Genomic DNA, 12,556 nt, shown 5'->3' with positions numbered 1-12,556 from the left:
TTGCTAAATCGTTCGGCGATTAACGCACGGCGTGGGCTTTGCGCCATTGTTTCCACTGCGCTTCCGAGCCGTTGAAGCAATCGAGGTCGACTTCTTTTTCGATCCCGTCAAGAACTCCAGTCGCTGTGTATTGCCAGAACTGCCAACCTTTGACGCCGTAGCGCTTTTCCACGTGCTGAGCGGTGGAGCGGAGCCAGAGGTCGCGCTTCAAGCGTGCAACATCGTTGCGTTCCCAGAAATCAGGAGCGGTGTAAACGACGACGCGGGTTTGGTAATGACGCTCGACAATTTTGATAAACCGATTGGCTACGCGACGGACCTCGGCCGCAGGCGGGCGCAACGTGCAGGTTGGTGAAAATGGGTTCCATTCCAGATCCAGCACAGGTGGCATGCCACCACGCAGGCGCGGGACGTTTTTGATGAAATTCTTGGCCTGCGTGTCAGGATCGGTGCAGAAGTAGTAGAAATGATAGGCCCCAACAGGCACGCGCGCACGTTTGGCCGCGCGCCAGTTCCGTTTGAATTCGGGATCAAGTAAATCACCGCCCTCGGTCGCCTTTAGCCACGCGAATTTGATGCCTTGGCGACGTATCTGTTTCCAATTCATCTCGCCCTGAAAGCGCGCAGCGTCGATGCCGTGGACGGGAAACGTTGACGGACCGCCACGACCGAAATTAACGGGATCGCGATCTTTGAATTTGGAGCGTGCGAGCAATAAGGATGGCGCGAAGAGCATCGGCAAGCTCGCCAAACCCGCGAGCGTGGCGCGGCGGGTCAAAGTCATAAGGTTACTCCGGTTTACTAAATACGAGGCTCAAATTATTTGCGGGCATTTCAAGAATTTGTGCGGCGTCAAGTCCGGCTGTTTGCGCCCAGTCGATCACATCGAAATCACCTTTATACCCAATCTCAGCGTCTGTGTTGATCAAGCTTTCATGAAAACGCTCATCGCCCTCGGACGTCAACTCACCCCCGCGCATGAACGGCCCATAGAGCAAGAACACGCCGCCCGGCGCGAGCGCTTTGGCGACTTCGTTTATCACGGTGCGCGCTTCGACTTCGCTGATGAGGTGCAGCAAATTGACGAGCACGATCACATCAAGGGGGCCAGTGGACGTGCTCCACCCTGCTTGGGTTGCGTCCAAGCGCACGGGGAGTGTCAGGTTATCCAACTGTGCTTCGCTCACGTAGATCCCGATGGATGCAAGGCGCGCGTTGTCGATGTCCGTGGGCACCCAAGTGAGGGCAGGACAGGCTTTGGCGAAAGCCACGCAGTGTTGGCCTGTGCCGCTGGCCAGTTCGACCGCGTGGCCTTGTTTGGGGGCGACATCACGTAGGACTTGGCTGATCAAATCCATGTTGTTGCTCGCAGAAGGCGCGACCAAGCGGCCATCCTGCATTTGCTCTGCGATACTGGCGGTCGGGGGGAGGTGTCGAGTCATGCGTACACTTTCAAACGGCTCTATCTTGGCGCGAGAGTGGCATGCATGCGTGCTCATGAAAAGGGGGATCAGGACTGGTTGACAGGCATGCGCAGGGTTGTGATGGCGCGACCCAAGAAATGGCTGGAGGCGAGGCAATTGATTGCGACGAAGCCTGTGAGGAACACAGCTGTTTGGGTAAGGGCGGGCATCGTGGCGCCGAGAAACCTGTTCACAAACCCTGTGGCAAAGACGATCATCATCGCGGTTATGGTGGCCCATTCGCCTTTGACTTGTGCAAACTGCTCGTAGCGCGCCACGATCCAGCCGTGTTGGAGTCGCATGCCAATTGCGATCCCTGAGGCATATGTCACGGCAGCGAAAGTCCAGAGCCATATTGGCGGCGCAAGCGAGGTGATATTGCGCAGGGTTAGAAGGCCCAACAGTGGCAGCGAATAGATCAACAAGATTGGCACGCTGCGGTTCTTGCTGGCGCGCAGGCCGACGATGAAGAGCACTATGAACAGTGGGAGGACCCAGATTGGGACGTTTGAAATAAATGTTGCCATCGTGATGTTCCTTCTGCGTTGTGATAGTCGAAATTTAAGCGAGCATTTAAGCAGCGTTCAATCCAAGCTTCGTATGATGCGGATGCAATGCGTCGCGTGCGAGTGTCCGCATCTTGCGAAGCGCGAGATGCTGGGCGGCTTGGCAGTTTTAGTCCAAGTGCATATGTTCGTGGCAATGAGTGACGCGCACAAAGATATCATCGGGCTTTATCATCGCCACGCGAATGCCTGGATCCAGCGGCGCAGCACGCAATTGTTCGAGCAAAGTTGGCTTGATCGTTTCTTAAGCGTAGCAGTGAAAGATGCGACGCTCCTTGACGTTGGTTGCGGCGCAGGCGCACCGTTTGCGCAGTATTTATCGTAGAAGTGTTCCGAGCTGACGGCGGTAGATGCTTCACCTGAATTGATCGAGATTGCGCGTTTGAATGTTCCTGAAGCGGCATTTCATGTGGACGATATGCGTCTGCTTGATTTGGATGAGACGTTTGATGGGATTGTGGCGTGGAACAGTGCGTTTCATCTCACGGCTCAGGATCAACGCAAGATATTTGCGATTTATCGCAAGCACGCACGACCAAGAGCCGCGCTGATGTTTACCTCTGGGGTAAGTTGTGGCGAAGCCTTAGGTGAATTTGAGGGTGAGGCGCTTTATCATGCCAGCCTAGATCCAGATGAATATCGGGCTTTGCTCGCGGAGAATGGATTTAAAGTGATTGAGCATGTCATTGAGGATCCAACATGTAGCGGGCATACGGTTTGGCTCGCGCAATTTGCGCCTTAGAAACGAAAAGGCCCCACTCATTTCTGAGTGAGGCCTCGATACCTTAACCAATAAAAATCAGTTCGGAATGTCGCCTGTGATGCCTTCAACGTAGAAGGACATGCCAGCCAATGTGCCGTCATCTGCTGTTTCACCTTCAGCCAACCATGCAGAACCGTCCTGCTTGTTAATCGGGCCTGTGAACGCGTGGTAGCTACCATCGCCCAAAGCTGCGACCATTGCCAGTGCTTCTGCTTTCACATCTGCAGGAACTGCGTCGGAGATTTCACCGATAGCAACCATGCCAGCGCCGATACCATCCCATGTAGATGTGCTTGCCCATGTGCCGTCCATGACCGCTTGAGTACGTGCGATGTAGTAGGGTGCCCAATCGTCGATGATGGAGGAGACGCGCGGGAATGGTCCGAACTCTGCCATGTCTGACGCCTGACCGAATGTAACGACGTTGCCAGCGGCTTCCGCGGCGGCCTGAGGAGCGGTGGAATCTGTGTGCTGCAAGATTACGTCTGCGCCTTGCTCGATCAGCGCTTGGGCTGCGTCTGCTTCTTTTGCAGGATCAAACCACGTGTAGGCCCAAACGATAGAGAACTCTACGTCAGGGTTCACGCGCTTGGCGTGGATATACGCGGAGTTGATGCCGCGAATAACTTCTGGGATCGGGAAGGACGCAATGTAGCCAACTTTGTTGGTTTTCGTCATCTTGCCTGCGATGTGGCCCTGAACTGCGCGGCCTTCATAGAAACGTGCAGAGTAAACAGACACGTTGTCGGCTTGCTTGTAGCCTGTCGCGTGCTCGAATTTCACGTCTGGGAATTTCTTCGCTACGTTGATCGTAGGGTCCATGTACCCGAACGAGGTCGTGAAGATCAGATCCGCGCCAGAGAGCGCCATTTGTGACATCACGCGTTCTGCGTCTGCACCTTCAGGAACGCTTTCCTGAAAGACTGTTTCGACCTTATCGCCGAATTCCGCTTCAACTGCGAGACGGCCTTTGTTGTGCTCATATGTCCAGCCGCCGTCGCCAACTGGGCCAACGAAAACAAAGCCAACTTTGGTTTTTGCGTGACCGTCTGCGAAAGCAGATCCTGTCATTGCCAATGCTACAGCTGTCGCCGTCGCGAGAAGTGTTCTGCGGTTCATAGAATGCATCCCCCTGTGGATGTTGTGTTCTGCCGCTCTTAACGAGAGGCGTGGAAAATTTTGCCCAATGCGGCAGGAGCACCATGATTCCCGCGCGCAGAGATTATTACAAGCACAGCGATAGTTATCAGATAGGGCGACATCGACAAGACCTCGATGGGAACCTTGGCCCCCGCAGCTTGTAGATTCAGCTGTAAAACAGTGACTCCGCCGAAAAGATAGGCACCTATCAGGATGCGCCAAGGCTTCCAGCTGGCGAACACCACGATGGCTAACGCAATCCAACCTGCACCCGCGGTCATCCCTTCAGTCCATTGCGGCACGCGCACAAGGCTGATGTAGGCCCCTGCAAGTCCCGCGCATGCGCCGCCAAACAGGATCGCCATAATCCGTATGCGCACGACTTTATACCCAAGCGCATGCGCCGCGTCGTGGCTTTCACCAACAGCGCGCAGGATCAGTCCCGCACGGGTGAATTTCAAAACGGCCCATGTCAGGGCGACTAGAACAACAGACAGGTAGACCATCGGATCGTGCGAAAACAGCATCGGGCCAACGATTGGAAGATCGGAAAGAAAAGGAAGCTCCATCTTTTGCAAGGTTGGCGATTTGATGCCCTCGTAAGGCTTGCCGATAAGGGAGCTTAGACCAAGCCCAACAAGCGTAAGACCCAGGCCCGTCGCAACTTGGTTTGAGAGCAGATATTGCGTGAGAATGCCAAAAGCGAGCGACAGCAAAGCCCCGCAAAACGCTGCGAACATAAAGCCCAGAACGGGCGAGCCTGTGTTGACACCAATCGCAAATCCACAGATCGCACCTGTGATCATCATGCCCTCAACGCCAAGGTTCAGAACGCCTGACTTTTCGACAACAAGTTCGCCAAGCGCGGCCAGTAGAATGGGCGTCGCTGAGACCATAAGCGACGCGACCAACAAGACGGGGTTGATGGAGGAAAGATCCATTAGAAACTCACGTGCAAAAGGTGGATGAACAACGCAGTAAAGCCAGCACTGAGCAGCATAACAAGCACATGTTTTGTGGACGGGCGATGTAATCTGTCGGTGATTTTCTTAATCCAAGCGAACCGCGTCAGGCCAAACGAAACAACACTAACGGCAAGCAAAACAACAACGATATGAGCACCAACAAACACTGCAGTAGCCCAGCTGAAGGCGTTCGCTTCACCTGTCAAAAAGCCGTGTAGCATCATCAACATCATTGCACCCATAAAGGTGCCCATCAGCAGTTGCATCTTAAGATTATGAATCATGCGACGTGTCCTTGGCCAATTCTTACGCGGAAATTGATGAACACATCTGTGGCCAACAAGAAGAACAACAGCATGCCTTGGAACAGTTGGATCGCCGCCGATGGAATACCAAGCATGAGCGATGCGAGTTCACCGCCGATGTAGGTAAGCGCCATGAGTAAACCTGCGAAGAGGATGCCAATGGGGTGCAAGCGACCCAAGAACGCGACGATGATCGCAGTGAAACCATAGCCCGAATTGAAGTCGATGGTGATTTGACCCGCAGGGCCAGACACCTCGAACATGCCCGCCATGCCGGCAAGCGCCCCCGCAAGGCCAAGGCAAAGAAATACGATGTGCGTCGTGTTAACCCCCGCAAAACGCGCCGCGCGTGGGGCCTCCCCAGTCAGGCGTATTTGAAAGCCGAACATGTGGCGAGATAGCAAAACGTAAGCAAAGATAACCGCTATAAAAGCGCTCAAGACACCCCAATGCATGCCCGTACCTTGGAAAATTTCAAGGTTCGCGGCTGCTGGGTATTGCTGCAAATTGCGACTGCCCGGGAAGCCCATGCCATCAGGGTTCTTCAACAAACCTGAAGACACAGAGGCCAGCAGGTTCTCTGCAACATAGACCAACATCAAGGACACAAGGATCTCATTGGTGCCAAAGCGGACCTTAAGGACCGCTGGGATCATCGCCCAGGCCCAACCCCCAAGCGCACCTGTGAGAATCATCAACGGGAAGATCAAAAAGCTTTCCGACGGGTAGAACGCCAATCCCATGCCCGCGCCACAAATGGCACCCATGATGTATTGCCCTTCCGCACCAATGTTCCAAATGCCCGCCTTGAAGCCGAGGGACAGCCCAATCGCGATCAAGATCAAAGGGCCTGCTTTCACCAGCAGTTGCGGACGTGAATAGGCGGCGAACTGTTCGCTGAACAAAGGATCCCAAAAGATAGTGCGGATCGCTTCAAAAGGATCGCTGCCAAGGGCTGCAAACATGATGCCACCGACAATCATCGTCATAATGACGGCAAGGAAAGGGGTGGCAAAGGTCCAGAACTGGCTTGGCTGCGCGCGTTTCTCGAGGCGGATCATGCGGTGCCCTCGACGCCGGAATGCACACCGCCCATCATCAATCCGATCTCTTCAACGCTTAGGCCCTGCACAGGGCGAATGGCGGACAAGCGGCCTTCATTCAAGGCGACGAAGTGATTTGATATTTCCATGAGTTCGTCCAAATCCTGAGAGATCACGATGAGTGCGGCCCCCTTTGCAGCAAGATCCATCAGTGATTGACGGATGGCTGCAGCTGCGGCGGCGTCAACGCCCCAAGTGGGCTGGTTCACGATAAGTACGTCAGGGTCTTGTAAGACCTCTCGTCCGATTACGAACTTCTGCAAGTTCCCTCCAGACAAGGAGCGCGCGGCGTTGGCAGGCCCGGGTGTGCGCACGTCGAAGGCCTCGATCACCTCTTGCGCGTAGTCTTTTGCTTTGCCCCAATTCAAAAAGCCAGAGCGCATCATATCCTTGCGCACTGCCGCTGAGAGCAATGCATTTTCAGTAAGGCTCATATCAGGCACGGCCGCGTGCCCCAGACGTTCTTCTGGCGCAGCCAACACACCCAAGGCACGCCTTTGTTGAGGGCCAAGTTTGCTAATGTCGCGCCCACGCAGGCCAACGGCATCCTTGCTCGACACTTCACCTGACAACGCCCCAAGTAATTCGTCCTGACCGTTGCCAGCCACGCCACCGATTCCGAGGATCTCGCCTGCGCGGACCTCAAAATTTACGTCCTTCAGTGCGGTCCCAAACTCGCTTGGCGCGGGCAGCGACAGGTTTTGCACGTTCAGCAAAACGTCTCCAAAGTTGCCAGCAACACGTTCGGGCACATGCAGCGTCTCGCCAACCATCATCTCCGCGAGCTCTTTCGCGCTGGTGTCAGCGGGCGTGCAGGTCGCAACCTTCTTACCCAAACGCAAGATTGTGGCTGTGTCACAGAGGCTGCGAATTTCCTCAAGCTTGTGCGAGATATAGAGGATCGCCGTGCCTTCGGATTTCAGCTGACGCAGGGTCTTGAACAGGATTTCCACCTCTTGCGGCGTCAGCACCGAGGTAGGTTCATCCATGATCAGTAATTTCGGATTTTGCAAAAGGCAGCGAATGATTTCAACACGTTGCCGCTCTCCCGCCGAGAGATCACCGACTCGCATGTAGGGGTCCAGCGGCAAGCCATATTGATGGGAGACCTCTTTGATCTTCGCCGCTAAGTCACGCTGTCTGGGGGCGTTTTCCATTCCCAGTGCGATGTTCTCTGCTACATTGAGCGCCTCAAACAGAGAGAAATGTTGAAAGACCATCGCAACGCCGGACTGACGCGCAGCACTCGGCGCAGGGGGCGCAAAAGGCGCGTCATTCAATGCCATGCTGCCCGTATCTGGTTTCACTAAGCCATAGATCATCTTGACCAGCGTCGACTTGCCAGCCCCGTTTTCACCCAGCAATGCATGCACTTCACCCGCAAAAATATCAAAAGAGACATCGCTATTGGCGACAACGCCGGGATAGGCTTTGGTCAAACCTGTGAGACGTAGCAAAGGTTGTGTCACGCGAAGCTCCTTTGTGTTTGGGCGAGCGTATTTGAGACCCTCAATAAAGAGGCTGTGACCCCAACCGCAATAGCCTGCGGGTGTTTGCCAAGTGCTGGGTCGCCAATCGGGCAAGTTATGCGTGAAATTTGCGCATCTGTGTGGCCGAGCGTGTTCAAACGTTTGCGAAACCGCGCCCATTTGCTTTTGGACCCGATCAACCCTGCAAAAGCAAAGTCGTGGCCCAGAAGTTGGTGACAGAGTTCAAGATCAAGCGCATGCGAATAGGTGAGGATGACATGTTCTGCATCTGGGGGTGCGTGCGTGACAAGCTGTGCGGGGGAATGGGTTGGGATGTGTATGACAGTGTCGGAGATGGTGTCGGGGAAGCGAGCCGTGTTTGTATCGACCCAAGTGATCGCGAAGTCTGGCATCGGCGACAGCGTGTGCACCAAAGCGCGCCCCACGTGACCAGCGCCCCAAATCCAAAGCTTGCGATGTGCGCGATGCTCAGGTTCAATGAACCATCCTTGGCAAAGTTGTGAATCGGGTGATTGCCTAGCATTGCTTGCTTCAGTCAGTATTTTCTGCACGCGGAGCGGTGGGGTTGTAGATCCATCGACGGCGCGGGCAACTATGCCATCCGTACTCTCGGGGAGGATTGAGGCATCGAAAACCTCCGTCACAATTTGAACCGCACCACCGCAACATTGGCCCATTTCAGGACCAAGCGCATGCTGGGACAGTTTTGTGCCTTCAACTTGCAACGCCCTTTTCGCCAGCTCAAATTCCAGAACTCCGCCACCAATGGTTCCGCTTTGCCCGCCTTGCCACACAAGCATGGCAGCGCCGACTTCACGCGGGGACGACCCTTTCACATCCGCGATCACGACACGGGCTACGCGCCCATGTTTCGCAACAGCGTCACGCAAGGTGTTGAGGTTAAACCCCATGGCGCACCTGCTCGATGGTCTTCAAAATTCGCTCTGGCGTTGCGGGCGCATCCAGGGAAGGATAACCTGTTCCACAGGCCCCAATCGCATCGGAAATTGCCATGAGCGCGGAAATGCCATGCATGAACGGCGGTTCACCCACAGCTTTGGAACGGTAAATCGTCGCTTCAGGGTTACGGCCACTCCAAAGCGAGACATTGAAAATATCCGGCCGATCCGAACAAGCAGGGATCTTGTAGGTAGAAGGCGCATGAGTGCGCAAACGGCCTGTGTCGTCCCAGATTAGCTCTTCCATGGTCAGCCAACCCGCGCCTTGGACATAGCCGCCCTCAACCTGCCCGATGTCGAGAGCAGGGTTCAAGGACGCGCCTGCATCATGCAATATGTCAGTGCGCAAAATACGGTTTTCCCCCGTGAGCGTGTCAATCACGACCTCGCTGACTGAGGTACCATAGGCGAAGTAAAAAAACGGCCTCCCGTCGCCTTTGATACGATCCCACGCGACCTTGGGCGTTTTGTAAAAGCCTGTGGCAGATAGGGGAATCCGGTTTTGATAGGCAAGGGCTGCAACTTCGGCAAAGCTGTAATCGTGATCAGTCACATGAACTCGACTATTTTCAAACGTGATGCTATCGATATCAACCCCATGATGCTCTGCCAGAAACGCGCTCAAACGGGCGCGGATCTTGTCGCACGCATCTTTCACGGCCATTCCGTTTAGGTCAGACCCAGATGAGGCAGCCGTCGCTGATGTGTTGGGCACTTTGCCTGTGTCCGTCGCAGTGATTTTGACGTCACTTACGTCAATCCCGAAGCGCGTTGCTGCGACTTGCGCAATTTTCTGGAATAGACCTTGGCCCATCTCTGTGCCGCCGTGGTTCATATGAACGGAGCCGTCAGAATAGACATGCACCAACGCACCAGCTTGATTAAGGTGGGTCAGAGTAAATGAAATCCCAAACTTCACAGGTGTCAGCGCGATCCCTTTCTTCAAGATCGGGTTGGCTGCGTTCCACTTTGCAATCTCCGCGCGCCGCGCTTCATAATCCGATGACAGCGCCAAAGCATCGGTCATCTCGTGCAAGATGAAATCCTCCACCTCCATCCCATAAGGCGTGGTTTGGGGCTTCATCTTGCCTTTTAGACTTCCACCGGAGGCTCCCGCACTTTCAGGCAGCATATCCGCATAATAATTCATGCGCCGCACGACCAAAGGATCTTTCCCAAGCGCATGGGCCACATGATCCAAAACCCGCTCGATCCCAAGCATGCCTTGGGGACCACCAAACCCACGATAGGCGGTTGCGCTTTGCGTGTTGGTTTTTAAGCGATGGCTCTCAATGCGCGCGTTGTCCAGCAGATAGGCATTGTCCGAATGCAACATTGCACGATCTGCGACTGGCAGTGACAGATCCTGTGCCCAGCCACAGCGTGTGTACTGCATAAAATCCACGCCTGAAATCCGGCCCTCATCGTCAAATCCGACCTCATAAGAAATGCGAAAATCATGGCGTTTTCCGGTGATCGCCATATCGTCGTCGCGATCATAGCGCATCTTGCAAGGCCGACCCGTTGCACGCGCTGCGATCGCACATGCGACGGCCAAGGCGTTGCCCTGACTTTCCTTACCGCCAAATCCTCCGCCCATGCGGCGCACTTCAACGCGCACCGCATTCATTGGCGTGCCCAAAGCCTCTGCCACTTTATGTTGGATTTCAGTGGGGTGCTGGGTCGAGCTGTGCACAAGCATATCGCCACCCTCTTGCGGCAGGGCAAGCGCGGCTTGGCTTTCGAGGTAGAAATGCTCTTGGCCGCCCATATCGATGACACCGCTGACTTTGTTTGGAGCCGATGCGATTGCGCCTGCGGCATCCCCCTTTTGATAAATGCGAGGGCCTTGTTCAAAACGGCTATTAGCTTTCAAAGCGTCATTAATCGTCAGGAGTGCGGGTTTTTCAGCATAAGTCATCTTGCCCAAACGCGCAGCCTTGCGGGCGAGTAGGTGAGACGTGGCAACGACTAAAAAAATTGGCTGCCCGACGTAGTGCACAGTGCCTTTGGCAAGCAAAGGTTCGTCATGCGCGGACGGGCTAACATCATTGTCAAAAGGCAACTCATCAGCGGTGAGGACGGCGATGACACCGGCGGCGTGTCGCACTTCGGAAAGATCAACGCCTGTGATCTCACCATGTGCAATCTCGCTTTGCCCGAAGGCCAGAGATAGGGTTCCCGAGGGCGTTGGGATGTCGTCCACGTAGCGCGCGGCACCTGTGACATGCAGTTTTGCGGCGTCATGGGGCAGGGGTTTTGCAACGCTCATGCTGTGACCTCCAGAACCGAGGTCTCAACACCAGACAACTCAGAAAAGTAGCGCCGTAACATGTTTTGTGCGCTTTGCATTCGGTAGCCGGCGGAGGCGCGCATGTCGGACAAAGGGGTGAAATCATCAGCCATCGCGGCGACGGCTTGGTCAATGTGCTTTTGATCCCAAGGTTGCCCGACCAGCGCCTTTTCGGCCTTTGCAGCCCTCATCGGAATTCCTGCCATACCGCCAAATGCGATGCGTGCAGAGATGACTTTGTCATCCACAACCTTAACGTTGAAACACCCGCAGACCGCGGAAATATCCTGATCAAAGCGTTTTGAGAGCTTGTAACAACGCAGCGCAACAGCGGATTTGGGGATCGTCACCGCCTCGACAAACTCACCGGCTACGCGGTCCTGTTTGCCGTAGCTTAGAAAAAAATTCTCGATCGCGAGGTCGCGTTGTGTATCGCCTTTACGCAGGTGAAGCGTCGCCCCAAGCGCGATCAACGCTGGCGGATTATCCCCAATGGGAGAGCCGTTGGCGATATTGCCGCCAATGGTCGCCGCTTGGCGCACCTGCTCAGAACCGTAGCGCCGGATCAGCTCCGCATAGGAGGGATGATAGATCGATAGGGTCTCATAGAGCCACGCCATCGTGACACCCGCACCAATGCGAATAGTGTCACCCGACAGATCAAACCGTTGCAAATCAACGCAACGGTTCAGAAAGATCGGCATTTCCAGATCGCGCAGTTGCTTGGTTACCCAAAGCCCGACGTCCGTAGCGCCTGCGATAAGGGTGGTGTTTGGGTTTGCCTCGTATAGCTCTGCGAGTAAGTCGACAGTTTCAGGCGCACTGACCAGAGAGGACGTGTCGCCTTGCAAGCCCTCATCATCAACAGACAACCAATCAGGTGCGTCTTGATCTTGGGCCGCTTCAGCCGCGCGTATGATTGGGGCGTACCCCGTGCATCGGCATAGATTGCCCGCAAGAATAACATCGTGATCCGTGCGACCCGCAGTATGTGCGGCGACCATAGAACTGATGAACCCCGGCGTGCAAAAGCCGCATTGAGAGCCGTGGTTCTCAACCATCGCATCTTGAACAGGATGAAGCGTTCCATCGGGGCCAGCAAACCCTTCGACCGTGCGCACCGCTTTGCCGTGCAACTGTGGCAGAAACAGGATGCACGCATTGAGAGCTTTTGCGCCAGACCTATCCGTGACCATCACGCTACATGCGCCGCAATCGCCCTCATTACAGCCCTCTTTGGTTCCCGTCAGGCTGCGCGTTTCGCGCAGCCAATCAAGCAGAGTTACCGTCGGATTTGCCTCGGGTAGCTCCACCGTCTCTCCGTTTAGAAGAAACTTGATGCTCATGATATGTGCCCGCCGCGGTACCCTGCCCAAAGATGTGCACTGCTTCGATGCGGCGTAGAAACGATGCGGGCGATTAATCTTATCTTTGGCACGATTGAGCAAACTGGCAAGAGTTTTTTTTGTGTTTGGTGCTTTAGCGATTTTCTTGGCCGCGCAGCCCGCG

At 55.0% G+C, this 12,556-nt stretch carries 13 protein-coding genes; 2 read left to right on the top strand and 11 right to left on the bottom strand.

Annotated features, from left to right (window positions below):
* Positions 1-19 precede the first annotated feature (19 nt).
* The 3 genes from QZ280_RS10100 to QZ280_RS10090 all read right to left on the bottom strand — a co-directional run bounded on the left by QZ280_RS10100 (position 20) and on the right by QZ280_RS10090 (position 1,990).
* On the bottom strand, positions 20-784 hold the full coding sequence (locus tag QZ280_RS10100) for a GH25 family lysozyme (RefSeq protein ID WP_293443490.1): 765 nt from the start codon (positions 782-784) through the stop codon (positions 20-22).
* A 4-nt stretch (positions 785-788) separates the two neighbouring features.
* On the bottom strand, positions 789-1,442 hold the full coding sequence (locus QZ280_RS10095; RefSeq protein ID WP_293443488.1) for a DUF938 domain-containing protein: 654 nt from the start codon (positions 1,440-1,442) through the stop codon (positions 789-791).
* A 68-nt stretch (positions 1,443-1,510) separates the two neighbouring features.
* Positions 1,511-1,990: a hypothetical protein gene (locus QZ280_RS10090; RefSeq protein WP_293443485.1), complete on the bottom strand. Its 480-nt coding sequence runs from the start codon at positions 1,988-1,990 to the stop codon at positions 1,511-1,513.
* Between the two features lie 175 nt (positions 1,991-2,165).
* Here QZ280_RS10090 and QZ280_RS10085 point away from each other — a divergent pair, with 175 nt between their 5' ends.
* The gene (locus QZ280_RS10085; RefSeq protein WP_293443482.1) at positions 2,166-2,354 is read left to right on the top strand and encodes a hypothetical protein; all 189 of its coding nucleotides are present in this window, start codon (positions 2,166-2,168) and stop codon (positions 2,352-2,354) included.
* 12 nt (positions 2,355-2,366) lie between these two features.
* The gene (locus QZ280_RS10080) at positions 2,367-2,771 is read left to right on the top strand and encodes a class I SAM-dependent methyltransferase (RefSeq protein ID WP_293443761.1); all 405 of its coding nucleotides are present in this window, start codon (positions 2,367-2,369) and stop codon (positions 2,769-2,771) included.
* A 57-nt stretch (positions 2,772-2,828) separates the two neighbouring features.
* Here QZ280_RS10080 and QZ280_RS10075 read toward each other — a convergent pair whose 3' ends face one another.
* Genes QZ280_RS10075 through xdhA form a run of 8 tightly spaced genes read right to left on the bottom strand, consistent with a single transcriptional unit; the run spans position 2,829 to position 12,393 of the window.
* Positions 2,829-3,911, bottom strand: coding sequence for a BMP family ABC transporter substrate-binding protein (locus QZ280_RS10075; protein WP_293443479.1), 1,083 nt, complete (start codon positions 3,909-3,911; stop codon positions 2,829-2,831).
* 38 nt (positions 3,912-3,949) lie between these two features.
* Complete coding sequence (locus tag QZ280_RS10070) at positions 3,950-4,873, bottom strand: ABC transporter permease (protein ID WP_293443476.1); 924 nt, start codon at positions 4,871-4,873, stop codon at positions 3,950-3,952.
* On the bottom strand, positions 4,873-5,181 hold the full coding sequence (locus tag QZ280_RS10065) for a hypothetical protein (protein ID WP_293443472.1): 309 nt from the start codon (positions 5,179-5,181) through the stop codon (positions 4,873-4,875). The genes QZ280_RS10070 and QZ280_RS10065 overlap by 1 nt, the downstream gene beginning before the upstream one ends.
* On the bottom strand, positions 5,178-6,263 hold the full coding sequence (locus tag QZ280_RS10060) for an ABC transporter permease (RefSeq protein WP_293443469.1): 1,086 nt from the start codon (positions 6,261-6,263) through the stop codon (positions 5,178-5,180). The genes QZ280_RS10065 and QZ280_RS10060 overlap by 4 nt, the downstream gene beginning before the upstream one ends.
* Entirely contained in the window at positions 6,260-7,774 is a 1,515-nt protein-coding gene (locus QZ280_RS10055) for an ABC transporter ATP-binding protein (RefSeq protein ID WP_293443466.1), read from the bottom strand. The genes QZ280_RS10060 and QZ280_RS10055 overlap by 4 nt, the downstream gene beginning before the upstream one ends.
* The gene (gene xdhC / locus QZ280_RS10050) at positions 7,771-8,706 is read right to left on the bottom strand and encodes a xanthine dehydrogenase accessory protein XdhC (protein ID WP_293443464.1); all 936 of its coding nucleotides are present in this window, start codon (positions 8,704-8,706) and stop codon (positions 7,771-7,773) included. Before xdhC ends, QZ280_RS10055 begins: the two co-directional genes overlap by 4 nt.
* Entirely contained in the window at positions 8,696-11,026 is a 2,331-nt protein-coding gene (xdhB, locus tag QZ280_RS10045; RefSeq protein ID WP_293443461.1) for a xanthine dehydrogenase molybdopterin binding subunit, read from the bottom strand. The genes xdhC and xdhB overlap by 11 nt, the downstream gene beginning before the upstream one ends.
* A complete protein-coding gene (gene xdhA / locus QZ280_RS10040) occupies positions 11,023-12,393 on the bottom strand; it encodes a xanthine dehydrogenase small subunit (RefSeq protein WP_293443459.1) in 1,371 nt (456 codons plus the stop codon). The genes xdhB and xdhA overlap by 4 nt, the downstream gene beginning before the upstream one ends.
* Positions 12,394-12,556: the final 163 nt, after the last annotated feature.

The organism is Planktotalea sp. (assembly GCF_018607995.1).
Classification (GTDB): Bacteria; Pseudomonadota; Alphaproteobacteria; order Rhodobacterales; family Rhodobacteraceae; genus Planktotalea.
This window is presented reverse-complemented; position numbering and strand designations above follow the sequence as displayed.